The sequence below is a fragment of the Nocardiopsis sp. CA-288880 genome, from assembly GCF_050955985.1.
Lineage (GTDB): Bacteria > Actinomycetota > Actinomycetes > Streptosporangiales > Streptosporangiaceae > Nocardiopsis > Nocardiopsis tropica.
The window spans coordinates 5,021,518-5,045,883 of the sequence record NZ_CP192105.1; the positions used below are offsets into that span (position 1 = coordinate 5,021,518).

Sequence of the window (24,366 nt, forward strand, 5' to 3'; positions counted from 1 at the left end):
GACGAGCCGTGTGCCGGCGCGGGACCGGACCGCCCGGTCGCGCGCGGAAAGGGGTCAGACCTTGCGCCACCGCGGCACCCACGCGCCGTCCTCGACCTCGTAGTCGCCGAAGAGGGCGGGAGCCTCCTTCTTGAGGGTCTCGCCGATCAGGTTGAAGAGCAGGCGGATCTCCTCCTCGGCGCCCGGGGCGGTGCGCGCCTCCAGGGTGTGGCGCAGGGTGCGCACGTTCGCGGTCCACACCAGGCCGGTGGCGACGCCCTCGGGGGCGAATCGGCGCATGAAGGACGTCTTGTGCTTCTTCTCCGCGAACTTGACGCCGTCGTCGTCCAGGCCGAAGTGGTCGGCCATCCAGAGCTGGAACTCCTCCATCTGCTGGAGCATGGCCGTGGCCCGCTCCATCAGCTCCGGGTCCTCCTCCGCCCAGTCCGGGAACCAGAACGGCAGGTCGCTCAGGCGCACGAAGCGCAGCGACTCCTGCGAGACGGCGACGCCGGGACGGTGCCGGATCAGCTCGTGGGTGAGCACCCGGGACACGTTGTGCAGGACGAAGCTGAAGCTGACGTGCTCCAGGACCGAGCCGTGCAGGCTGGCCAGGATGTTGCCGAGGTACTGGTCCTGGTCGGTGCGCACACGCGTGACGTTCGGGTTGAGGCCCGGCTCCCAGGAGCGGTAGCACAGGCGCCCGGCGAACTCGGCGAGGTTCTGCGGATCGTTGAGGTGCGCGTCGAGCTCGCCGCGGTCGAACCGCTCGATCCACGCCTCACCGCCGACCTCCTTGAGGTAGTCGGTGATCGCGTCGTAGTCGACCTGCGGACGCGCGACCAGACGAACCTGCGGCTCGACCCTCTTCACAGCACTGCCTCCCGTTCGGTGGACCCCGCCTCCGGGCACGCTTGAACGCCGTGACCAGGGGTTCCGGGGGCACGGGGGCGTGTGTGGGGGCGGGGCCGATTAGCCTCACCCGAGGGTACACGTCCGGGGACGGGAGAGGGCCGGGTGTCCTCCCGGGCGATGCGCCCGGACTGACACCCGGCCCTCGGACCGGTATCGGCGGTGTCTGCGTGGTGGAGGTTTCCCGCTCGGCGGCGGGCCTGCCTTCACCGGCTAGAGGCCGTAGAAGGTACCGGGGGCCAGAACCAGCCCGACGACGATGGAGATGATGCCCCAGAGGAGCTGCCCCCGCAGCACTCCGAGAACACCGGCGACGATGAGGATGACTCCGAGGATCGTTAGCAAAATACCCATACACAACCACTGTCCTATAACGAAATCATCAAACAGCGTGCGGTGATTTGTTTTGCTTTGGTGGCATCTGTGCAGGTGAGGCGGCCCGCACGTGGCACAGGCCACGCGCGGGCCCCGATCCGCCGGCCCCTCCGGAGGCGTCAGTCCCGCGCCAGGCGCAGTGCCCGCGCCACGATCCCCTCCCCGACGCTCGCGGTCAGGATCGACTCGGGATGGAACTGGACGGCGTACCGGCGCGTCGCCGGGTCCTCGATCGCCATCACGACCTCCTCCCCGTCCGCGCCGTCCTCCAGGACGGCGGTGACCTCGAAGCCCTTCACCAGGTCGGGAAGGGTGTAGGTGGAGTGGTAGCGGGCCGCGGGGAAGGCCTCCTCCTCGCTCAGCCCGCTGAGGAGCCGCCCGCCGGACACCCTGACGCGGCCCGGCTTGCCGTGCACCGGATCGACCAGGGTGCGCAGCTCGCCGCCGGCGTGCTCCACCATGCCCTGGAGACCCAGGCAGACCCCGAACACCGGCAGGTTCCGGGCGGCGAGGGCGTCCAGCAGGGCGGACATCCCGAAGTCCTCCGGAAGGCCGGGGCCGGGCGAGATCACCACCAGGTCGGGGGCGAGCCGGTCCAGGAACGACGGGTCGAACCCGTAGCGGACGGTCGTGACCTCGGCCCCGTGCCTGCGCACGTAGTCGGCGAGGGTGTTGACGAAGGAGTCCTCGTGGTCGACGAGCAGGACCTTCATCCCCTCGCCGGGCAGGTCCGCCGCGGGGGCCGCGACCGGCTCCGGGGCCGCGGGCGCCCCCTCGGCGGCGAGGGCCTCCCGGCGTGCGGCCTCCTCTCCCAGGGCGAGGGTCTCCAGCAGCGCGCGCGCCTTGAGGAAGGTCTCGCGCTCCTCCGCCTCGGGGTCGGAGTCGTAGAGGAGGGTGGCGCCCACCCGCACGGCGGCCACCCCGTCACGGATGTGGGCGGTGCGCAGGGTGAGGCCGGTGTTCATGGAGCCGTCGAAGTTGACGACGCCGACGGCGCCTCCGTACCAGCGGCGGGGGCTGGACTCGTTCTGCTCGATGAACCGCATGGCCCAGGTCTTGGGGGCGCCGGTGACGGTGACCGCCCACATGTGGGTCAGGAAGGCGTCCAGTGCGTCGAAATCGCGGCGGAGGGTGCCCTCGATGTGGTCCACGGTGTGGATGAGGCGGGAGTACATCTCGATCTGACGGCGGCCGATCACCCGGACGGTGCCGGGCTCGCACACGCGCGACTTGTCGTTGCGGTCCACGTCGGTGCACATGGTCAGCTCGGACTTCTCCTTGACGGAGGACAGCAGCTCCTGGATGTTCTCCGCGTCCCCGAGGGCGTCCTCCCCGCGCCGGATGGTGCCGGAGATCGGGCAGGTCTCCACGCGCTGGCCGGTCCCCGGCTCACCGGTGACCCGCACGAACATCTCCGGGGAGGCGCCGACCAGGTACTCGCCCTCCCCCAGGTTGAAGAAGAACTCGTAGGGGGCGGGGTTGCGCTCGCGCAGCAGCTCGTAGAAGCGCGCGGGCGAGGAGCAGCGGGCGTAGGTGCGGTGGCCCGGGACGACCTCGAACAGGTCGCCCCGGCGGAACTTCTCCTTGGCCCGGGCGACGACCCTGGCGTAGGAGCCCGGTTCGGGGCCCTCGGGGACCTCCGAGGCGACCACGGGCGGGGTCGGCTCGGTCTCGCGCGGCAGGCCCTCGGTGGTGGCCTCGGGGCGGTCCCCCTCGGCGGGGACGGTGAACTCGTAGGTGTAGCGCACGCAGGTCTCGCGCTTGCGGTCGCGGACGATGACGGCGTCGGGCAGGTGCAGGACCAGGTCGCGGTCGTCCGGGTCGCGCTCGATGTGCTGTTCGATCGGCTCGAACTGGAAGGACAGGTCGTAGCCGAACGCCCCGTACAGGCCCAGGTTGGCGTCCTCGGGGCTGCGCAGGGAGGCGATGACGGCCCGCAGCGCGGTGAAGACGCTGGGGCGGCGGCTGCGCTCCTCCTCGGTGAAGAACACGTCGGGGTCGGGCTCGGGGACGACGACGCAGACCTGGTCGCGGTCGCGTCCGTCGGTGGCGCCGACGGTACCCAGCGCCCGGGCCAGGACCGGCAGGAGCACGCGTCCGCGGTCGTTGAGGGCGGTGGCGGTGACGCGGCGCCCGCGGGTGGTGATCTCCAGGCACGGGTCCACGTACCCCAGGTGCCAGCGGTCGTAGCGGCCCGGGTACTCCATCCCGGAGGAGAGGACGCCCCCGCGCCGGTACTCGACCGACCGGACGAGGTCGGTGAGGACCTCCGGGTCGCAGGGGGTGGCGCTGCGGTGGACGGTCACGCCGCCCGGGGTGCTGTACGTGGTGGTCTGTGTGGCGCTGGCGTTCACGGCCGGTCCTTTTGCGCAGTGTGCGGACGGGTTGACCGCACCGGCCGGGGCCGTGAAAACACGAACGACCGCCGGTCCGGGGCGGTCGCTGGGGTATGCGAAATCGGAGCACCGCCTAGAGGCGGCGCCACCACTGGGCTCGGGGCGAGGTGGTTCGCATGGGCCCGAGTGTAGCGGGTGCGAGGAGGCTCGGGGAGTCCGACGGGGAAGTCGGCGCCCGTGATCCCGCGGGAGGAGGGCGGGACGCCGGACGAGCCGGTCGGTCGAAGAGCGGAGGACTGTGCTAGGCTTCGGAACCCACTGTGCCTTTTCCGAGCAAAAACATAGTTACCTGCAACAGGTAGGATATCAAGCACATGCAGTTCTGTCAAGACGGCGCCGGGGAGGCGTCACCGGAGCAGTCCGCACTGGCCGCGGAACAGACCCGGGTCGGCACGATGTACGAGCGGCTCGACGTCCTGCGCGCCCGCACCGCCGAGCAGCTCGCCGAGGTCCAGCTCGACGCGCAGACCGGCTACGCGGCGCTCGTGGAGCGCGAGACGCGCGCCTACGAGCACGCCCGGCGCCGCGCCCAGCTCAGCGCGGTCGAGGAGGGGCTGTGCTTCGGCCGGATCGACTTCTCCCACGACGACGGCCCCGAGGCCCGCTACGTGGGCAGGATCGGCCTGCGCGACACCGAGCACGAGACCATCCTCGTGGACTGGCGCGCCCCGGCGGCCCGGCCGTTCTACGCCGCCACCCCCGGTGACCCGCAGGGGCTCACGCGCCGCCGCCACCTGCGGGTGCGTCGGCGCAGGGTGACCGGACTCGACGACGAGGTGTTCGACTCCGCCGGCCTCTCCGAGGGCGACCGGCGCCAGCTGGTCGGGGAGGCGGCCCTGCTGGAGTCGCTGCACCGCGAGCGGACCGGGCGGATGGCCGACATCGTCGCCACCATCCAGTCCGAGCAGGACCGGGTCATCCGCGCCCGGCTCGCCGGGGTCCTCGTCGTCCAGGGCGGGCCGGGCACCGGCAAGACCGTCGCCGCCCTGCACCGCGCCGCCTACCTGCTCTACACCCACCGCAACGTGCTGGAGCGCCGCGGGGCGCTGGTCGTGGGCCCCAACACGGCGTTCCTGCGCTACGTGAGCGACGTGCTGCCCTCCCTCGGCGAGACCGACGTGGTGATGCGCACCCTCGGGGAACTCTTCCCGGGGGTGGAGGCGACCGCGCACGACGTGTACGCGACCGCCGCGGTCAAGGGCTCCCCGCTCATGGCGGACCTCGTCGCGGCGGCCGTGCTCGACCGCCAGCGCACTCCACTGGAGGCGTTCGGGTCGGGAGACCTGGTGGTGGAGGCCGACGCGGGAGCGCTCACCGTCCCGGAGGAGGTCTGCCGGCGGGTGCTGGACACCGCGCGCGGGCTTCCTCTGGCCCACAACACGGCGCGCAAGTACGTCGTGCGGACCCTGCTGAGCGAGCTGGCGCGGGCCGAGTCCGTGCTGCTGTCCCGCCCCGTCCAGGACGACGACCTGCCGTTCGTGGGCGAGCGGCTCTGGCACGAGGCGCCGGTGCGGCAGGCGCTGGACGCGCTGTGGCCGGACCTGTCGCCGGAGCGGCTGGTCCGCGAACTGCTCACCGACGCGGCGGCGCTGGAGCGCGTCGGTACGCGGGTCGGCCTGGACGGGGCCTCCCGGGCGGCGCTGCTGCGCTCCCCCGGGTCACCGTGGACGATCGAGGACGTTCCCCTGCTGGACGAGGCCGCCGACGTCCTGGGGCGCGACGACACCGACGAGCGGATCCGGGAGCGCCGGGCCGAGGAGGAGCGCGCCGAGGAGGTGCGGTTCGCCCAGGGCGTGCTGGAGTTCACCGGCCTGGCCGAGGACGAGATGATGAACGCGGAGGCCCTGGCCGACCGGCACCGCGACAGCGGTCCGCGCCGCACCACCGCCGAGCGGGCGGGCGAGGACCGGGAGTGGGCGTACGGGCACGTGATCGTGGACGAGGCCCAGGAGCTGTCGCCGATGGCGTGGCGCACGGTGATGCGGCGGGTGCCGACCAGGTCGTTGACCGTGGTCGGCGACGTGGCGCAGACCGGCAGCGCGGCGGGCGCCCGTTCGTGGACGGACGTCCTGGAGCCCTACGCCCCCGGCAAGGTGCACGTGGAGCGGCTGCTCGTGAACTACCGGACCCCGGCGCCGATCATGGCGGTGGCCGCCGACGTGCTGCGCGAGGCGGCGCCCGGCGAGGAGGTCCCCGAGTCGGTGCGCGAGGACGGTGAGCCGCCGCGCGCCGTGCGGCTGACGTCGCTGTCCGAGGGGCTGCCCGGGATCGTGGCCGAGGAGGCGGCGGCGGTCGGCGCGGGCCGCGTCGCGGTCGTCACGTCCGACCGCCGGCTCGCCGAGGTCGCGGAGGCGCTTCCGGACGCCGCCCGCCCCGGCCCGGTCAGGGACGCCCTGGAGGAGTCGGTGGTGGTGCTGACCGCGACCGAGTCCAAGGGACTGGAGTTCGACTCGGTGGTGGTCGTGGAACCGGACACGCTGCTGGAGCAGCCGCGCGGCGCCAACGACCTCTACGTGGCGGTCACGCGCGCCACCCGGCGGCTGACGGTCGCGCACACCGCCGACCTGCCCGAGGTCCTCAAGCGCCTGGAGGGGTGAGAACGGGCCCCGGCCACCGCGTTGGCGGCGTCGGACAGGCCCTGGGCCGGTCGGCCGGGGGCGGCGGACGATCCGCCGCCCCCGCCCGTCGGCAGGGGCGGGGGGCGGCGTGCCCGGGACCGCGGGGCTCAGCGCACGGACGGGGATCCGCAGCACTTCTTGTACTTGCGCCCCGAACCGCACCAGCAGGGGTGGTTGCGCCCGGGCGGCCAGGGCATCAGGCGCCCGGACTCCGGGGACAGCGTTGCGGCCCAGAGCCGGAGGGCATCTCCGTCCGCCGCGTCGAGTCCTCGGGCGTCGGCGAAGGCGCCCAGTTCCTCCGGGGTGGTGAGGACCGTGGCCAGGGGTGCGCCGGTGTGTTCCGCGGACTCCGCGCGCAGGGACCGCTCGACGCCGTGGTGGTGGGCGTCCGTGTCCGCGTCGTCGGCCAGGAGGCCGAGGTTCCGGGCCTCGGGGAGGGAGTCCCGTGCGAAGGCCGCGTGGACGACCAATCCTCGGCCGGGGACGGCGTCGTCGGCCCGGTCCAGGGCGGTCTCCAGCGACGACTGCGCCCCGTCCGCCGCCAGGGCCGCGCGGTCGTGGGCGTCCGGGGCGAGTCCGAGCCTCTCGCGGGCCACGGCCCGGCCGACGAGCGGCAGGAGTCCGTACGGGTCCAGCTGGGAGATGATCTGCGCGGGCTGGGCGAGGATGGCGCGACAGGCGACGTTGTAGCAGTACAGCGCCTTGTCGAGGTCTCCCTCGCGGGCGAACTCGTCGGCGAGCACGACGGCCGTGGCCCGGCCGAGCACCCCGGGGCGCATGAGCCCCTCGATCAGGCGGTCGGCCTCGTCCACGCGGCCCTCGGCGCGGAGGGACGCCGCCAGCATGTGGGTCGCGTACTGGCGGTGGTCGGGGTTCGGGGCGAATTCCCGCAGTGTCTCCAGCAGATCCCGCGCCTTCTGCGGGTTCGTGGGGCCCAGCCCCTGAGCCGCGTTCAGGAGGATCTCCCCCGCCTCGTCCGGGGCCGCCGCCAGGTCGTCCAGGTACCGCTGGGGCAGGTCCATCTCGAAGAGGGCCCCCACCAGTTCCGGGGGGAGCGGGGGCGGGGGCAGGGGTGCGCTGTCGGTCATGCTCCCAGGTTAGGAGCGGCCCGGACGTGCGGTGACCGGTCCGCCCGTGGCCTCCGGTCCGCCCCCGGACCCCCTCCCCGGGTCCCTGGCCGGCCGGACCGCTCCCCGGTTCGCCCCGCCGTCCCGGCCCGTTTCACCCGTGAGCGGACCGGTCGCCCGGGCTCATGCGCTCGGCCACTTCTCGCGTAGGAGGTTCACCAGGTCGGGACGTTCGAAGCCCTCCAGCAACGTGGTCAGGCGCTCCAGAACCGCGGGGACCTCCCACTCCTCCAGTCCTTCCAGGAAAGCGTCCAGAACAGGGTCGCCCGCGGCCTCCCGACCCTCCCCGACTCCGGACACCTCCTCACGGGAGGTGGCCATGGTGTCGAGGGCCAACCCCGCGTTCTCGATGTCGTGCAGCAGGTCCGGGTTCTGCTCGTACCACCACACGCGCGCGACCTGGGGGTCGCTGAGCACGTCCTTGCGGAGTTCCCCGACCCTCTCCATGCTCGCCCGGTGCAACGCCCTCTGGATCTCCTTGCGCGGACCGATCCGTTCACGTTCGCGGTCCAACGCCAGGTCCTCCTGGTCGGCGGTCAGGCTCACCAGCACCGCGACCTCGCGCACCACCTCCTCACGGAAGTTCCGTGCCTCCGCCAGCCCACAGGCGATCTCGGCCTCGGCCGAGCCGTGGTCCCCCAGGGAGAACCGGGCACTTTCCTTCGAGGCCATGCGGATGACCTCGCGCTGGATCCTTGCCAGTGCATGTGCCCGCGCCGCCGCCCCTGCCCCGTTCCAGGAGACGGTCACCTCGAATGCCCCCTCGAACCACATGCCCTCGGTGTTGGTCGGTACCCGGGCCTGGAAGGCGTGCGTCGTGTCCGGGGTCCTGAAGGCGATGCTCCAGGAGGGCACTTCCCCGCCGTCGCCCTTGCGTCGCCATGCGCTCATCGCTTCTCCTCATGTGTGCTCAGGCAGTGGGCCAGATCGTCGAGAACGGGCGACCTGCGTGCATGGGCGTGCTTCCACCGCCCGATGGAGCGGGCCAGGGTGCGGGAGAGGGCTTCGTGACCGCTACCCGCGCGGCGCAGGACATCGAAAGCTCCGGGGTGTCCTCCCCCTCCTGCCTCGAGAGCGTCGAACCAGGACCACAGGGGTTTTCCCACCTTGCTGCCCGATCGTGAGGCCGCACGCCACGCGACAGCCACGAGGTCTCTGTCGATCTCGCGCCGATTCACCTCGGCCATCACCCGCGGTGTCGTGTCGTCTTCCCGGGCGTCCAGGATCCGGCACAGTGCGAGTGCCGCCACGAAGGTCCGTCGGCCCCTCTCGGGCCGTTCCGTCCAGGAGACCAGTTCCTCGAGGACGACGGAGTCGTTGGGGGTTTCCCCGGCGATGTCCTCCAGAGCCCGGATCACCGCCTGGTCCCAGTGGGTCGGTACCTTTTCCGCGATGTGGCGTATCCGGGTCAGAGCCGTCGACGGTTGGACCCGACCGTAGACCCGGCATGCCTCGAGAACGGTCCGGTCCCGCAGGGTCACCCCCGCCCCCCGGGCCACTTGGTACAGCACGGAACGCACCTGTGTCCCCAGCTCCGGCGTGACGGCGGCCTCCGCGATCGCAGGCACCGCCTCCCACATACCGGTTCCGGAACGGCCCCACCTTTCGATCAGCGCCCGTACGGGCGCGGCGTCACGATGGCGCCGTGCAAGGCGCAGCCACCGCTGTGCGGCCACGGCCCGCTGCGGACTGTCCAGGTCGGTCACGGCTGTGCTCGCCCATTCCTGGATGTGTTCGCGGGTGCCCGGATGCTCGCGCCAAAGGTAGTCGAGCGCATCGTCCGCACCTCCACGACGCTTGAAGTGGACCCGGTCCTCGATCACGTGTGCGCCGAGTTCCCAGAGGTGCGAGGTCAGTCCTTCGCCGGAGATGGGCGTGCGCCACAGCGGCGGGATGTGCCACTCTCGGGCCAACCGATCCGCTTGGCGCGTGATCACCTCGCGGTGTCCGCCCTCGAGCAGGGCGACCGTCGCCATCAGCACCCGGCTGAACTCCGTCTCGGCGTCATGCCTGTTGAACCACCGCGCCATCTCCTCGGTGGCGTCGGCGAAGCTGTCGAGGACCTCTTTGATCCAGACGGCCTCGTCCTCCCCCGGCATCCGCCCGTGGCGACGACTCCGGTCCGCCTCCTGCGCAAGCCTGAGCGCTCTCGAGGGTTCGGCCCCCTCCAGAACGTCCCGAACCTCGGGATACCTCAACCACCGGTCAGCGGTTTCGAGCCCGCAGCGCTGCCCCATGGCCCGGCGGAAGACGTCGACAGCGCTGGCGTGGGCGTCGATGTGCAGCCAGGCCTGGTACTCGGCCAGGAACTCCTGCCGCTGCCCCGGCCCCGCGATGAGGACCAGCAGCGCCCGGGCGTCACGGGCATCCTCCACCAGACCTCGCAGAGCGACCAACTGGGCTGTCGTCGGCCTGGTGAGGGAGGTGAGATCGAGGAAACGGGAATGGTCGGAGTTCACACTGATCAGGGAGATACCGGCGTCCTTCTCCCCCGTGTCGATGGTGAGCTCCTCGATCGACGTCCTGGGTCGGACCCCGTCCAATGCGTGCACCGCGGTGAAGGCACGGCCGGTGCCAGGCTTACCGGTGATGACCCCCACGCCATGGGACCGCAGGTCGCTCTGGAACGCCGCGTACTTGCCCTCGTCGGGGGAACAGAAGGTGGCGCGCACCTCACCCACCCGCTCAGGCGAGAGCTTGGCCGTCTGGCGGAGCCGTCGAGTGGTCCCCTCCCCGATGTACTCGTGATAATGGACCCCACCGTCTATCCGACCTGCGGTGACCGCCTGGCCCCGGTTCTCATCGACCCGGTTGCCCCATGGCGACTGCCGAGGCACGTCCTTGCCGTCGTGGCCCGTCTGTGGCTTCGGCGTGTCTGGGGGGCGTCCGGTCTCATCGCTTCCTCCGTCTCCTCGCGCATCTTCGGGAGGCGGCACATCATCCGCCATGTGATGCACCGCCTCCGAAGACCGCCCCACCGTTCAGGGTCTCGGCTTGAACCACCTGACCGTGGTTGGTGTTGATCGAGTTGCCGATGTGGGTCTCACCGACCCCAGGAGCACCGTTCACGGGGGCCGACACGTCGGCTGCCCGGTCCGTCTTCTCCGGCGCGACCGCGTCGTCCTGGGCCCGCGACGGCGTCGGGACGAACAGGTACCCCTCGGCCTGGAAGCCCTTCTCGGGGACGGTCGCCTGCACCGGTTGCCATCGGGGGGCCTTGACCGAGGTGAAGCCGCCCAGGACGACGTCCTCGTAGACGCGCCGGGAGACGATGACGGCCACCAGGGTGGTGTCGGCGTCGGTCCGGCGCAGTTCCTCCCGCACCGGTTCGGAGTCCAGGAGGCGGTGGGTGCTGATCATGGCCTCGCCCATGGCGTTCATGGGGTCCCCCTCCCCGAGGTCGGGAAGGGGACCGACGTCGACGCTGACACGCAGCCTCATCCGGAGCGCCCGGTCCAGGCCGGCGAGGTTCGGCTGGACCTCTTGCAGCACCTGCTGCAGGTTCTCCAGAAAGGGGCTGATGAGGAAGGGCAGGTGCTCGGGATCGGTGCCGAACACGTAGCCGTCTCCTCCGTGGCGCGGAAAACGGCGTCCCTCCCAGACATGGCTCAGGCCGGAGCGGTTGAGGGCCAGCTCCAGCACGTGGGGGATGAGGATGCCGATGGTCTGCTGGTTGAGGGAGCTGGTGGCGCTGAACTTCTCCATGTCCACGGCCAGGACGGCGCGGTAGGGAGGGAGGGGCGCGACCGTTCCGTAGCGGGGCGGAATCAGTTCCATGGGGATCTCCTCGTCGGGTGCGCGGCAGGGCTTCTGTTGCCTGCCGACAGCATTCCGGGAGGATCGGTGACGCTCTGTTCACTTCTGAACAAAGCAGGAGCAGAGTGACGCAAGCCACGTCAGTCGCGATTGTCTCCGCGCGCCAGAGCCTCCAGTCCGACCAGGTCGAGGATGGCCACGTACTGCCTTCCGGTGCGGATGAGTCCCCGCTCCTTCAACTGGGTGTAGGCGTTGTGCACAGAGGTCCGGGAGAGGCCCGCGAAGGCCGCGATCTCCTGTTGGGGGAGGGGGATGCGCAGCAGGCGGCCCTCCTTCCGCACGCCGGGCCGGTCGGTGAGCATGGCGGGGATCGGCTCCCCCAGCATCGAGGCCAGGTGCACCAGTGCGGCGGGCAGCCTGCGTTCGGCGGGCAGGACGGCCTGCTGGACCCGGATCTGGTCGCTCTCGTCCTGGCGCTCGAACACACTGCGCCAGAGGGCGGCGACGAGCTTGAGCTCGGAGAGCCTGCTCTGGAAGTGGGGCGCGGTCAGGTACACGGTGCTGCCTTCGCACATGGCCGTCACGGTGGCGTTGCGGGCACGGCCCTCCCCCGCCAGCACCGACTCGCCCAGCACGTCTCCGTAGGAGCGGAAGGCCAGGGGGACCGACGTACCGTCGGTGCGCGTGGTCTCCACGCGTGCCCTCCCGCTGAGTATGAGGTGCACTCCTGATCCGGTCTCCCCCTGCCGCAACAGGGTCTGCCCCGGGGTGAAGGGCGTCCGGGGGATCGAGACCGTCAGGCGGGCCCACTGCAGGTCGGTGAGCAGCCCGCCGAAACCGTGTCGGGGCATGGGGGATCGTCCTCTTCTCCTCTGGGGGTACTCGGGGATTCTCCTTCGCCGTCGGCGGCGGGCGGTCGGGTTGGCCGACTCCGGTCACGGCCCCTGCCCGGGGCGCGGGGACCGCCGGGGGCCGGCGGCGGCGCGGGCGCCGGGCGGGGCGCCCCCGGCCTCCGGCGGGCGCGGTCGCGCACGCCGCCGGAAGCCAGGGGTGCGGGGCTTCCCGCCTCAGATTCCGTCGCAACAGGCGCAGCACTGGCAGCACTGGCAGCAGTTGCAGCACTCGCACAGGTCGCACCAGGAGTTGCGGGGTTTCCCGGTCCAGGGCCCGGGGTGCGGGTCCCGGCAGCAGAACTGGCACGTGCCGCACATGAACAGCGCCACCGCGCACCCGCTGAAGAAGCCGCGCGCCTTCGGCGGGTGGGAGGCCGCGGGGGTGTCGCACGAGCAGGCGCCGCAGCACCCTCCGCCGCCGGACTTGCCGCCCCCGGAGCCGGAGCCGTGGCCGCCCTCGCCGGGGCCGTGATCCCCGTGGTGGTGGCCTCCTCCCCGGTGCGGGGTTTCCACGCCGTAGGCGTCGTGGGGGCCGTGGGAGTAGCGGGGCGTGTGGGGCCCCGGAGCCTGATGCTGGTGCGGGCCTTGAGGGTGGTGGGGTCCGTGGGGTTGGTGGGGGCCGTGCGGCCCCGGCGCGGGGTATCCCGCCTGGGAGAAGACCCTGTCGACCGAGCGCCCGAGTTCGCGGACCAGCAGGGCGCGGACCAGGCGGTCGTCGGTGAACTCGGCCTCCTCCAGTGCCAGGCGCACGCCCAGGACGGCTCCGTCGCACAGTTCCCGGGCGCGGTCGGGGCCGGTGCCCGTCGCGGTGAGCGGGTTCCAGGCTCCGCGTGCCAGGTCCTCCCCACGGTCCTCGACCGCGTCCAGCAGGTGGGCGATACGGCCGAAGAGGCGCCCCGCCTCACGCAGCGGAGCGGCGTTGGCGGGGCGGTCGGCGAGGAGGGCGGTGTGCGCGAACGCCTCCCCGGTGGCCTCCTCGGTGGGAGCGGTGACCGTGAGGATGTCGGTCCCCTCCCCCGCGGCGAGTTCGACCTCCCGCTGCCGGTCGATCACCGCGACGAGCCCGGCGCCGTCGAAGCCGAGCCTGTCTCCCGCCTCCGTGGCCCCCTGCCGCCAGCGCGCGGCCACCCGGCCCGCGAGCGAGCGGACGCCGCGACGGCCGTAGAGGCCGTCGCCGTCCTCGATGTGGTCGGTGATCTTGGCGGAGGCCAGCATGAGGGAGACCGCGGCCGCCAGGTACGCCCCCGAACCGTTGGCCGCCCGGGCGCCGCGCATGCCGCGCAGCGGACAGCGGCCGGCGGCGCGGGTGTCGGCCTCCCTCTCGGACTGCGCGGCCGTCAGGACCGAGACGACCAGCCCGTCGTAGTTGGTGGCGACCCGGGAGGCCTGGCCGTGGTCGTCGCGCAGGGCCAGGCACAGCCCGCACATGTGGGACATCCACTCTTCGGCGAGCCCGTCGGGCAGGGTGTGCCGACAGGGACGCAGGATTCCGAACACGAACCGCTCCTCATCATTCGACGCGACGATCTCGCGTTGACGACGGGGTTCGACGCCCGAAGTGGCCGTGGGGTTCGCTGTTCCGGCTCCGGAGTGGACCGGCGCCCGGCGGGCGGACCGTCTCGTCGGCGAGGCGGCCCGCCCTCACAAGGCCCGCGCGGGGCCGGGACCCGGGCGGCCGCTGCAGGGGACGCGGTGGCGGACGGCGCCGCCGCTCCCAGCGCGGTCGCACCCGCCGACGCGGCCGCGCGCCGGACGGATCTCCTCCTGGCACTTTTCACGGGTCCGGTGTTCAGCCGCAGTTGGTCCCGTTCTTGGAACCGTTGGCACCGTCGATGTAGCCGAACCAGTCGACGCAGCTCCCGGCCGCGTGGAGGTAGACCGGACCGGCGTACGTCGTGTAGTAGCCGGCGTCCTGGACCGCCTGGCTCGCGTCGTCCTGGGTCCGCTTGAGGGCGACCACCATCTCGACGGCCGCTCCGGGGTTGTTGCGCACCGTGACGGCACAGTTGTAGCCATTGGAATTGTTGTAGGTGAGGAAAGTGGTGCCGGAATTGCCGACGGCGACGCTGTTGACGACGTTGTACCCGGAACCGCAGGCACCGTTGTAGGTGGCGGCGTGCGCGGGGGACGCCACCAGGGCCCCGGCGGTCACGGCGACCCCGAAGGCGGCTGCGGCAGCGGCCGCACGCAGTACGTTCATGTCGTTCCTTTCGTATCGTTCGCACTCGTTCGAGCGCCGGAACGGATGGTTTCAGTCCCCGCTTATCGCCGACTTTTGTTTTCCTTCGCACGCCGTGAATGCCCCCGCCTTCACGGGTCTCGTATCGCTGTTCCCGTCCCGCCCGCACCACCGGTCCGACGGGTTTCACCGGAAACGGAAAAAGGGGGAACGGCTTCTTCCGCCGCGGGCACAGCGCGCCGGGACGGACGGCGTCTGCACGCCTCCACCGGAGGACGCGCGGAACGCCCCTGGGCGGTGCGGGGCGCCCGCGGAGGCCGGCCGTCCCGCCGGAGGGGAGGGGACGGCCGGGCCGGGGCGTCGGCGCCTTCGGGGCCGGAGCCGGGCGGGGTCACCCGAACAGCGAGGCGATCCCGTCGCCGAGGAGGGCGAGCAGGTCCAGGGCGCCCAGGTCGAGGCGGGCGCCCGCCTCCAGGCCGGTGGCGAGGAGCACCACCAGGAGGATCAGCACCAGGACGCGCGGGAGCCGGCGGCGGGGGCGGTGGGCGAGGGGTGCGTCGTGCTCCTCCTCGTCCTCGGGGTCCAGCCAGGGGCGGTCCAGCCGGGCGACGTCGCGCCGCAGGTCCTGGACCTCCGCGTGGTAGTGGTCGCGCTCCTCGCGCACCCGCCGGAGTTCGGCGCGTTCGGCGCGGACGGCGGCGCGGGCGTCGACCACGTCCACGCGGGCCCCTTCCGGGCCGCGGCGGGAGTGCCAGCGCTCCAGGCGGGCCAGGGGCAGGTCCGCGTACTGGGTGGGCCAGTTGTCTTCGGCCGGCCCCTCGTCGAAGGGGTCGTCGAACCCGGGCTCGGTCTCGGCCGCGTAGTCGAGGGGTTCGTCCCCGCCCCGGTTCCCGTTCTCCCCGTCGGCCGCGGCGACCACGCCGAGGGGCGGGGCGTCGGCGGGGGCCCGGAGTTCCGGGGCGGCGACGGGCTCGGGCGGGGCCGGAGGGGCGAAGTGCTCGGGGGGAGTGTCCGCGGAGAGGTCTCGGCGGTCGGCCGGGGGCACGGCGACCGTCCGCTCGTGCGTCTCCCGCAACTCCTGGGTCTCCGGGGCCTCGGGCGCCTCCGGGGCCTCCCCCGCCCCGGGGGCCCGGGCGGCCTCCTCGGCCTCCCGGCGTTCGGCGGCGCGGCGCTGGGCGGCCCTCGCGTCCCGGTCGACGGCCCTGCGGAGGGTACGGCCGAACATGCGCGGTCGCCCGGCGACCGGGGTCGGGTCGTCGGTGACGATCTCGCCCGCCTCGTAGTAGGCGGGCGGCGCCAGGGGATCGCGGGCGGGAACCGGCCCGGGCTGCGCGTAGGGCTCCGGGGCGTCGAAGATCCCCGTCGTCCGCCGGTGTCCGCCCTGCGGTTCGTCCCCGCCCGCCTCCCCCGTCCGGAGGGCGCCGGAGGTCGACGGTTCCCCGGGCGCGGGGGCGATGCGGGGCATGCGGGTCCTGGGAGGAGCGTCGGCGGCGCCGTCGGGTCCGTCCCCGGGCTCCGGCCCCTCGGGCATGGGCTCGGGGTCGGACGAGGGCCAGAGCGCTTCGTTGGTCCGGCGCTGCGGGGCGTTCCCGTCCGGGTCGCGTCCGGGCCCCGCGGCGGACCGCGCGCGTCCGGCCTCGCGCTCCGCGTCCGCGGCCCGGGCGATCTCCTCGGCGAACGCCCGGAGCGAGCCCTGTCCCAGCCGGGCGCCGGGGGCGGGGCGGGGCGCTTCGGCGCGCTCGGCGGGCGCCCATGGCTCCGAGGGCGGGCGGGGCCCGGTCTCCTCCTCCCCCGGGGCCTCGGCCTCGGGGAGGTCCGGAAGGGGGATGTCGTCCTGCTCGGACGCGGTGTCGGAACGCCGGTCACCGGCAGGGGCGCGGTCACCGGCGGAGCCGCGTCCACCGTGCGGGGCGCGGTCGCCGCCGAGGTACCCGTCGCGGACGAGACCGCGGTCGCCGTCGGTCCCCCCGTCCGCGTCGGCGTCCGGTTCCCCCGGGAGGCCGTCCCCGCTTCCGGGTTCCGGTTCGCCGTCCGGCAGCGCCTCGGCCTCGGGGACGTCCTCCAGTCCGAGGTCGTCGTCGAGAACGCCGTATCCGGGGGCGCGGGTCTCGGCCGGGGGCTCCGGAAACTCCTCACCGAACCCGCGCGGCGGCGCGGGTTCCGGGGCTCTGTGCGCCTCGAACCCCTCCGCGGGTTCGGGGAACGCGGCGCCCGTCCCCGCGTCGGACGGCGGGAGGGGGACGGCCCGCGGGGCCTGCGCGGGCACGGTCCGGGACGGCCGGGGGGACGGGGCGAGCCAGTCGGACAGCAGGTCGCGGCGGTCGGCGAAGGTGGGGGCCTCCGGGATCCCCCGTTCGGCCAGGTGGGCGGCGAGCGCGTCCCCGCCCTCCTCGCGGAGCACGGCGACCAGGGCCTCGGCGGTCCTGCGGTGGTCCGGGGGCGGCGGGTTGAGGAACGGCGCCGCCGCCGGGGCGACGGGTGGACCGAAAGCCAGGTGCCGGCCGTCGGCGGTGCCGAGCACGGGGTCGTAGGTGGAGAACGACCAGCTCCACCCGGCCGCCGGGATCGCCCGGGGCGGTGTGAGCACGTCGTGCAGCGCCCGGTGCATCCCCCACAGGAAGCGCAGCTGTACCGCCTGCCACAGGTCGGCGCGCTCCGGGTCCAGGGCGATGTGGACGGGCAGGTCGGGCCGCGCCAGGGCGGCGGCGACCGCGCCGACCAGGAGGGGTTCTCCGCCGACGGCGGTCTCGGCGGCGTGCCGGTCGCGGGTGCGCACGGCGCCGGGCGCGGCGGTGCGCTCCCAGGGCTCGGGGACGGGCAGCGTGTCCATGGCGGCCCAGCCGGGGGCGGGCGGGCGGCGCTGCGCCGGGCGGGTGTTGGGGTTCTCGTGCAGCGCCAGGACGCGCGGCAGGGTCAGTCCGTACCCCGGGCCGACGATGGCCCAGGCGTGCGCGGAGCGGACGTCCCCGGGCCACCGGTAGACCAGGGCCGCCTGCCCGTCGGGGTAGGTGTGCGACCACAGGGTCTCGGGGTAGTCGGCGGGGTCGGTGTCGGGCAGGGCGGACCGGTAGTCGGCGGTGAGCGCGGGGATGAGCCGGTCGCGCCAGGAGCGCAGGACGGGCTGCTCCGTCTCGGGCAGCGAGGAGGAGGCGGGACCGGGTCCGACTCTGCCGAGGAGGGTGGGTTCGGCCCAGGCGAAGTGGATCTGGTGGTACGTGCTCTCGGGCAAGTCGCCCCTCCCACGGGTTCGCGGACCGAGGCGGCGCGGCCGCCCCGCCGCCACTAGGGAAGGTATCCGGTCATGGCTTGAGAAAAACCGTACACACAGTTTTATGTGCGCGTATGCGTACTTTGCCCCGATCTTGTTGACCGGCCCCGGCCACGCCACCCCTGCCCCCCGCGGAGCCCCCGCACCGCCCCTCCCGCCCCGTGGGCCGCCGCGCACCGGCACGGGAAGGCGTCGCCGCGCCGGTCGGGCGCCGCCCCGCCGGGCGCACGGCCGACGGGCCCGGCGACCCGTGGCCGCTACCCGGCGTCCGCCAGACGCCCCCACTGCTCCGCGCTGAGCCTCAGGTCGGTGGCCTCGATCGCCTCGTTCAGCTGGTCCAGGCCGCTCACCCCCACCAGCGGCACGACACGCGGGTCGCTGTCCATCAGCCACGCGAGGACCACCTGGTTGCGGGTGGCACCGGTCTCCCGCGCGACCTCGTCCAGGACCGCCAGCCGCGCCGGGGTCCCGGGGTGGTCGTAGACCGGGTCGAGCCCGGCGGCCTTCTCCGGCCTCGTGTAGGCGCCCCACAGCAAGGAGGTGTAGGCGACCAGCGTGTGCTCCCGGCCCTCGGCGGCCTCCTCCCGCACGAAGTCGAGGAGTTCGGGGGTGACGTGCATGTGCCCCGTGGAGGCGAGGGGCCGGTCGAACCGGGGCTGGAGGTAGCTGTACCGGTACTGGAGCACGCGGGGGCGCGGCCAGCCGTTGGCCTCGGTGACGGCGCGGGCACGCTCCAGCCGCCAGGTCCGGTGGTTGGACAGGCCCAGTTCGGCGACCGCGTCCTCGGCGACCAGCTTGGCGAACGCGCCCAGGGTCTCCTCCATCGGGACCGACCGGTCCTCGTGGTGGGCGTAGAGCACGTCGAGCCGGTCCACCCCCAGGCGCTCGCGGCTGCGTTCGGCGGCCGTGGCGACGGCCGCCGCCGACAGCCCCTCCTTCGTCTCCAGCCCCGTGCCGGGCACGGTGGGCTGGGCGCCGAGCTTGGTCGCGATCACGACCTCGTCGGTGATCCCCCGCTCCCGGCGCCACCGGCCCAGGAAGGTCTCGCTCTCGTGCCCCTCGAACCCCTCCACCCAGAACTGGTAGCAGTCGGCGGTGTCCACGAAGGTGCCCCCGGCCTCGACGAAGCGGTCGAGCAGGGCGGCGGAGGTGGCGTCGTCGGTCTGGCTGCCGAACTTCATCGCGCCCAGGCAGAGGGCGCTGACACTGCGGTCGCCGATGGTGGTGTGGCGCATCAGATGGTCTCCTCGACCGGTTCGTGGGTGCGTTCGGCGATCACGCCGAGGTAGTAGTCGATCTTGTGCTGGATGACGGCCTGGCGGTCGCGCAGCTCGGCGATGCGCTCGTCCAGCCGACGCTGGTGCCCCTGGAGCACCTCGACGCGGTCGGGGACCGTGTGGTCCCCGGCGCGGACCAGCTCGGCGAAGTCGCGCAGGCGGGCGATGGGCATGTCGGTGTCGCGCAGGCAGCGGACCAGGTGGAGGAGTTCCACGTCGTCGGTCCTGTAGCGGCGGTGTCCGCTGGGCGAGCGCTCCACGCGGCGGAGCAGGCCCGCCTTCTCGTAGTAGCGCAGTGTGTCCAGGGTCAGTGCGAACCTCTCGGCGACCTCGCCCGGCGTGTAGTAGTCCCTCATGTCGAGAAGCATGGGACCTGGAGTGCGCTCCAGGTCAAGGGGTTCCGGCGAATTGCCGGAAAGTTCCTCGTGCGGGGGCCTTGCCCCCGGCCGGGGCGCTCAGCCGCGTCCGCCGCGGATCGCACCGACGACCGCGTCCGTGAGGTCGTCGATGATCTCCCGCTCGCTGACCTCGGGATGCTCCAGCCACCACTCCCCCGCGGCCTGCACCATGCCGACCACGGCGTGCGCCACGATCTGGGCCCGCAGGCGGCTGCCGACCCGCGCTTCGGCGAGGAGCTGCTCGGCGAGCTCCTCGCCGAGCCGGCGCACCATCATGCCCAGGTCACCGCGCATGCGGGAGTCCTCGGACGTGGCCCGGTCCATGAGGAACCGGTAGAGGTTGAGGTTCTGGGAGATCATCGACAGGTACGCGCCGACGGTGGCCCGCGCCCTCACCTCGAACCGGGTGTGCTGGTGCAGCTCCTCGCGGATGCGCTCGATGAGCGGGTCCACGTGGCGCCGGGCGAGGGCGCGGTACAGCCCGCCCTTGTCACCGAAGTGGCGGTAGAGGATCGGTTTGCTGATCCCGGCCTCGGCGGCGATGGCCAGCATCGACGCGTCCGGTCCGTCGCGCTGGATCACCCGGTCGGCGGCGTCCAGGATCGCGCGCCGCCGTTCGGGGTCGCGTCCCCGGCCCCCGCGCCCCCCGCGTGCCGGGGGGATCTCCGGGGCGGGGGTTCCGGAGGCGTCGGTGCTGTCGGTCGGCGCGGTCGGGCGCGGGTGTTCGAGGGCCACAAGGGTTCACGGTAGCGGTTCTGCGAGGTGGGAGGGCGGACAGACCGCTCCCCGGCTCAGGCCCGGAGCGCGATCCAGGTGGCGGCGGCGCGGGCCAGCGTCCTCCCGGTCCCGTCGAGGAGCGCGCTGGTGGTGTGGATCTTGCGCCCGTCGACCGATGCCAGGTGGCCCGCCACCACGTAGGTGCTCCCGATCCGCGGGGCCTCGTCGATCCGCACGGTGAACCGGCCGAGCACGGCGGGACGGCCGACCACGTCGCTGGACCAGCCGCCGGGGCAGTCCAGCGCGGCCCACACCTGGACCGGCTCGGCGGCGCCGGACCCGTCGTCCAGCCCGGGGTGCGGGGTCCAGGTGCAGGCGACGGTGTTCCCGGCGCCGCCGGGTCCGGTGCCGGGGCGCACGGAACCGGCGAACAGGCGCAGGCCGTCGCCCTCGGCGCGCTCGGGGCCGCAGCTGTAGCAGCGCGGGAAGGGGTGCCCGGCGAGTCCGGCGTAGCGGCTCTCGGCCTCCGCGGCCTCGGCGACCCCGATCGGGCCTCCCGGTACCGCGGGGGCTCCGGGCCCGCCGGGGAGGTCGGCGACCGCGGCCTCGGCGACCAGGTGGCCCGGCTGCCCCTCCCCGACCGCCGGATCGGTGAGGCGGAGGCCGGCGCCGGGGCCGCCCTCCACCGCCAGGGGGCGGTCCAGGGGCGGCGGGGTGCGCAGGGTGACCTGGACGGCAGGCCCTCCGACGGCGGTGAGCCGTGCGGCGAGCAGGCCCGCGGTGTAGCCGCCGTTGCCCGACCCGTCCGGCCCGTTGAAGGCGGCGGGGACGGTGATGGTGGGGGCGCCTTCGCCCGTGGTGGCGTTCATGGCGCCAGCGTAGACGTCGGATGAATCGGATCGCCAGGGCGCCCGCGGCCGGAGAACCGCCCCGGCGCGCACACGGACGGGGGCCGGTGCGCCCGGTCGGCCGGACCGGCGCGGACGGGCGTCACAGCACGGCCCCGCACCGGACGACGGGACGGCACGGCGCGGGACGGGGCGCTTCCCCGGCCCGCGCCGACGCGTCAGTCCCCGCTCCCGGTCACCGACACCCCCGCGCCCGGGGACAGCGCCACCACGTCCACGTCACCGTTCTTGATGGCCTCGTACAGGACCGCGCCCTCCGGGCCGAGCAGGTCGACCAGCGACTGCATCGCCTCGGCCTCGGCGTCCGCCAGCTCCTCCCGGGCCTCCGCGGTCTGGATCTGCTCCGCGACCTGGTGGGCCTCGGTCATGGCCTCCCGGACGGTCTCCGGCGGCACGGGCCGCTGGAGCGTGAGCTGCGGGGCGCCCAGGTCGTCGCCGTCCTCGGTGGTGTAGGTGGGGCTGATGAAGAACGCCCCGCCGCCCATCTCGGTCACGTAGTCGACCAGCAGCTCCCCGACACGGGACTCCCACTCCCGCTTCGCGTCGTCGTCGGAGTACAGGGCCTGCCACTCGAATTCCGCGCTGGCGTCGTCCAGGGCCCGGCGCAGCGGCTGCCCCACGTAGTCGCGGATCATCTCGTTCCAGCCCTCGTCCTCGTGGGCCCCGTACTTGGTCCCGACCAGCTCGTGCATCTGCTGGAACACCGCGCAGTCGGGGTTGAGCTGGAACGTCACGACGCCGGTGGAGGTCATCTCCAGGTTGTCGGCGGTGACGACCGTCTCCGAGGACATCTCCGCCTCGTCGCCGCCGGAGAAGGTGAACGTGCGCTGGCCGCCGGGGTAGACGTACACCTCGTCGCCCGGGCCGTAGTACTCCCGGTTCCCGGATTCGACGCACTGGTCGAAGGCGGTGGAGGAGAACAGGCCGGCGTTGTACTCCAGCCCCATCTCGTCGGGGTCCACGCTGACGGAGCAGGCGGTGAGGCCGAGGGCGAGGGCGGCGGTCGCGAGGGCGGCGGTGGTGCGGTTGGGGGTCATCGGGGGTCCTTGGGGGGTGTCGTGGGAGTCGATGAGGTGGACCGCTCTGCCGCCGGCCGGTGTACCGGTCCGGTCGGCGGTCTCGTCGTGACGGCGGGCGGGGGCGGGCGGCGCGGGGCCCGGCGCGGTCCGGAGCGGCCGCGGACAGGACCGGCGCGGAGCGTCCGCCGGGTGGGCTCCCCGCGCCGTGCGGCGCGGAGGGTGTCGTACTGCTCGTCGGTGTGCCGTCCGGTGGGGTGCCTGTGCCCGCCGGAGGACTCCCGGTGGTGTCGGGAAGGCCCCGGGCGGCCGTGTCCCCGTTCTCCGCGGGCCTTCTACGATCCGCCTCGGTGGCCGGGGGTTCGTCGGAAAGGGGACGGCCGGGCGCCGTGGCCGGATCCGGCCAGGGCGGGGCCGGTCGAACGGCGAGGAGGAGGCGGGGGCGCGACCGGCGGCACCCGCCCGCCCCGGCCGCGCGGCCTGCACATCGCCGCCGGGGGCAGGCCGCGCCCGGCGGACGATTGTGCCTGGAAGATCCTGCTGTTACCGTTGGTAACACACATTGACCGCCCCTCCGCCCCCGGAGGGTCCGACAAAGGATGTAAGCGCATGAGTGAGGCCCCCGCGCCCGCCTTCAGCCTGGAACCGAGCGAGGACGTCCGCGACGTCCGGGACTGGGCCCACGGGTTCGCCGCCGACGTCATCCGCCCCGCCGCGGCCGAGTGGGACGAACGCGAGGAGACCCCCTGGCCGATCATCCAGGAGGCGGCCAAGATCGGGCTCTACTCCCTCGACTTCTTCGCCAACCAGTGGCTGGAGCCGAGCGGGCTCGGCATCCCCGTCGCCTTCGAGGAGCTCTACTGGGGCGACCCCGGCATCGCCCTGTCCATCACCGGCACGGGGCTGGCCGCCGTCTCCGTCGCCTCCAACGGCACCCAGGAGCAGCTCTTCGAGTGGGTCCCGCAGATGTTCGGCAGCGCCGAGGACGTCAAGCTCGGCGCGTTCTGCTCGTCGGAGCCCGACGCCGGGTCCGACGTCTCGGCGATCAGGACCCGCGCCGTCTACGACCAGGCCAAGGACGAGTGGGTCCTGAACGGCGTCAAGACGTGGGCGACCAACGGCGGCATCGCCGACGTCCACGTCGTCGTCGCCTCGGTCGAGCCGGAGTTCGGCTCCCGCGGCCAGGCCTCGTTCATCGTGCCCCCGAAGACCCCGGGCCTGTCCCAGGGCCAGAAGTTCAAGAAGCACGGCATCCGCGCCTCCCACACCGCCGAGGTCGTCCTGGACGACGTCCGGGTCCCCGGTTCGTGCCTGCTGGGCGGCAAGGACAAGCTCGACGAACGCCTCGCCCGCGCCCGCGAGGGCCGCAGCTCCAAGGGCCAGGCCGCCATGAAGACCTTCGAGGCCTCCCGCCCGAGCGTCGGGGTCATGGCGGTGGGCACCGCGCGCGCCGCCTACGAGTACGCGCGCGACTACTCCACCCAGCGCGAGCAGTTCGGCCGCCCCATCGGCGACAACCAGGGCGTGGCCTTCCTCCTCGCGGACATGGCCACCCGCATCGACGCCGCCCGCCTGCTGGTGTGGCGCGCCGCCTGGATGGCCCGCAACGGCAAGGACTTCACGAACGCGGAGGGCTCCATGAGCAAGCTCTACGCCTCGGAGACCGCCACCTTCGTCACCCAGAACGCCCTGCGCATCCTCGGGGGCAACGGCTACACGCGTGACTACCCGGTGGAGCGCTGGCACCGCGACGCGTCGATCTTCACGATCTTCGAGGGGGCCAGCGAGATCCAGAGGCTCATCATCGGCCGCGCCGTCACCGGTCTCCCGGTGCGGTGACATCCGTTCAGCTCAGGACACTTGTTTCGTAAGGGAGTTCTAGGTCTCGAACGGCGCGTGTGCGGTGCGCGGGCACCAGTCGAGTTACCCACACTTACCGGGATTTCCCTGCTTCATGGGGATGAGTATTGCCGCTGCCATTGCCGCGGCAATAGGACGCACGACCCCCTCCGTGCGCAAGGTCGGGCAGCCCGGGACCTGGGGAAGCGGCACGACGAGGGGACGGGCGCAGCGGCTCGACCCCGGCGACGACGGACGCCGGACGGGATTCCGTCCGGCCTCCGGGACGCCCCCGGCCGGTCCCGCGCGCCGGCGCCGCGAGCGGCAGGGGCACGGGACCCTGACCAGGGGAAACCCTGGGCACGGCGGAAGGCGAAGCGGGGACACACCGGCCCAAGGAGTCTTGCCGCCCACCATCCCCTCCCTTGCCCGTGCCGGCGGGACACTGGGGGAAGCAGCCCCAGCCGGAGGAGGACCGTCATGCGCCGCACCGTCGCCGCGCTCGCCCTGACCATCGCCGCTCTGGGAGCACTGGCGGCACCAGCGGCGGCCACCGGACCGGAGGGCGGCTGGGGGGATGACCGGCCTGCCGTCACGGCCACGGTGTGGGTGCCCCAGCCCGGATAGCTCATCAGCGACCACCGGCGACCACGTGAACCGCCCGGTGGAACACGGGAGCGGCCCCCGCGTCCGGGGAAGGGACGCGGG

At 73.3% G+C, this 24,366-nt stretch carries 19 protein-coding genes; 3 read left to right on the forward strand and 16 right to left on the reverse strand.

Annotated elements, in window-relative coordinates:
• Positions 1–54: 54 nt before the first annotated feature.
• From thyX to ACQPYD_RS21900, 3 genes are all read right to left on the reverse strand, one after another.
• Positions 55–852, reverse strand: a complete 798-nt coding sequence (thyX, locus tag ACQPYD_RS21890; protein WP_330162378.1) for an FAD-dependent thymidylate synthase — start codon at positions 850–852, stop codon at positions 55–57.
• A 252-nt stretch (positions 853–1,104) separates the two neighbouring features.
• The gene (locus ACQPYD_RS21895; protein ID WP_402912862.1) at positions 1,105–1,245 is read right to left on the reverse strand and encodes a GPGG-motif small membrane protein; all 141 of its coding nucleotides are present in this window, start codon (positions 1,243–1,245) and stop codon (positions 1,105–1,107) included.
• Positions 1,246–1,385: 140 nt separating this feature from the next.
• A complete protein-coding gene (locus ACQPYD_RS21900) occupies positions 1,386–3,620 on the reverse strand; it encodes an anthranilate synthase component I (protein WP_433697457.1) in 2,235 nt (744 codons plus the stop codon).
• Positions 3,621–3,976: 356 nt separating this feature from the next.
• On the opposite strand from ACQPYD_RS21900, the gene ACQPYD_RS21905 reads away from it, so the two are divergent.
• The gene (locus ACQPYD_RS21905) at positions 3,977–6,259 is read left to right on the forward strand and encodes a HelD family protein (protein ID WP_433697458.1); all 2,283 of its coding nucleotides are present in this window, start codon (positions 3,977–3,979) and stop codon (positions 6,257–6,259) included.
• Between the two features lie 128 nt (positions 6,260–6,387).
• On the opposite strand, the gene ACQPYD_RS21910 is transcribed toward ACQPYD_RS21905, so the two are convergent.
• The 13 genes from ACQPYD_RS21910 to ACQPYD_RS21970 all read right to left on the reverse strand — a co-directional run bounded on the left by ACQPYD_RS21910 (position 6,388) and on the right by ACQPYD_RS21970 (position 21,840).
• Positions 6,388–7,368 carry an SEC-C domain-containing protein gene (locus ACQPYD_RS21910; RefSeq protein ID WP_433697459.1) on the reverse strand — a complete coding sequence of 327 codons (981 nt, stop codon included), beginning with the start codon at positions 7,366–7,368 and terminating at the stop codon, positions 6,388–6,390.
• A 162-nt stretch (positions 7,369–7,530) separates the two neighbouring features.
• The gene (locus ACQPYD_RS21915; protein WP_433697460.1) at positions 7,531–8,298 is read right to left on the reverse strand and encodes a hypothetical protein; all 768 of its coding nucleotides are present in this window, start codon (positions 8,296–8,298) and stop codon (positions 7,531–7,533) included.
• Entirely contained in the window at positions 8,295–10,088 is a 1,794-nt protein-coding gene (locus tag ACQPYD_RS21920) for a hypothetical protein (protein ID WP_433697461.1), read from the reverse strand. Before ACQPYD_RS21920 ends, ACQPYD_RS21915 begins: the two co-directional genes overlap by 4 nt.
• A 256-nt stretch (positions 10,089–10,344) precedes the next feature.
• Entirely contained in the window at positions 10,345–11,184 is an 840-nt protein-coding gene (locus ACQPYD_RS21925; protein ID WP_433697462.1) for a hypothetical protein, read from the reverse strand.
• A gap of 119 nt (positions 11,185–11,303) precedes the next feature.
• Positions 11,304–12,014, reverse strand: a complete 711-nt coding sequence (locus ACQPYD_RS21930; protein ID WP_433697463.1) for a Crp/Fnr family transcriptional regulator — start codon at positions 12,012–12,014, stop codon at positions 11,304–11,306.
• A 216-nt stretch (positions 12,015–12,230) separates the two neighbouring features.
• Positions 12,231–13,553, reverse strand: coding sequence for a DUF5685 family protein (locus tag ACQPYD_RS21935; protein ID WP_433697464.1), 1,323 nt, complete (start codon positions 13,551–13,553; stop codon positions 12,231–12,233).
• Between the two features lie 292 nt (positions 13,554–13,845).
• Positions 13,846–14,256, reverse strand: a complete 411-nt coding sequence (locus ACQPYD_RS21940; protein WP_433697465.1) for a spore-associated protein A — start codon at positions 14,254–14,256, stop codon at positions 13,846–13,848.
• A 370-nt stretch (positions 14,257–14,626) separates the two neighbouring features.
• Entirely contained in the window at positions 14,627–17,464 is a 2,838-nt protein-coding gene (locus ACQPYD_RS21945; RefSeq protein WP_433697466.1) for a hypothetical protein, read from the reverse strand.
• 296 nt (positions 17,465–17,760) lie between these two features.
• Positions 17,761–18,738, reverse strand: a complete 978-nt coding sequence (locus ACQPYD_RS21950; protein ID WP_433697467.1) for an aldo/keto reductase — start codon at positions 18,736–18,738, stop codon at positions 17,761–17,763.
• Positions 18,738–19,136: a MerR family transcriptional regulator gene (locus tag ACQPYD_RS21955; RefSeq protein ID WP_433697468.1), complete on the reverse strand. Its 399-nt coding sequence runs from the start codon at positions 19,134–19,136 to the stop codon at positions 18,738–18,740. Before ACQPYD_RS21955 ends, ACQPYD_RS21950 begins: the two co-directional genes overlap by 1 nt.
• Positions 19,137–19,235: 99 nt before the next feature.
• Positions 19,236–19,913, reverse strand: a complete 678-nt coding sequence (locus tag ACQPYD_RS21960; RefSeq protein ID WP_433697469.1) for a TetR/AcrR family transcriptional regulator — start codon at positions 19,911–19,913, stop codon at positions 19,236–19,238.
• Positions 19,914–19,969: 56 nt separating this feature from the next.
• Positions 19,970–20,764: a hypothetical protein gene (locus ACQPYD_RS21965; RefSeq protein ID WP_433697470.1), complete on the reverse strand. Its 795-nt coding sequence runs from the start codon at positions 20,762–20,764 to the stop codon at positions 19,970–19,972.
• A 197-nt stretch (positions 20,765–20,961) separates the two neighbouring features.
• Positions 20,962–21,840, reverse strand: coding sequence for an SPFH domain-containing protein (locus tag ACQPYD_RS21970; RefSeq protein ID WP_433697471.1), 879 nt, complete (start codon positions 21,838–21,840; stop codon positions 20,962–20,964).
• A 588-nt stretch (positions 21,841–22,428) separates the two neighbouring features.
• Here ACQPYD_RS21970 and ACQPYD_RS21975 point away from each other — a divergent pair.
• The gene (locus tag ACQPYD_RS21975; protein WP_433697472.1) at positions 22,429–23,658 is read left to right on the forward strand and encodes an acyl-CoA dehydrogenase family protein; all 1,230 of its coding nucleotides are present in this window, start codon (positions 22,429–22,431) and stop codon (positions 23,656–23,658) included.
• A 480-nt stretch (positions 23,659–24,138) separates the two neighbouring features.
• A complete protein-coding gene (locus ACQPYD_RS21980; RefSeq protein ID WP_433697473.1) occupies positions 24,139–24,285 on the forward strand; it encodes a hypothetical protein in 147 nt (48 codons plus the stop codon).
• The last annotated feature ends 81 nt before the right edge of the window (positions 24,286–24,366 follow it).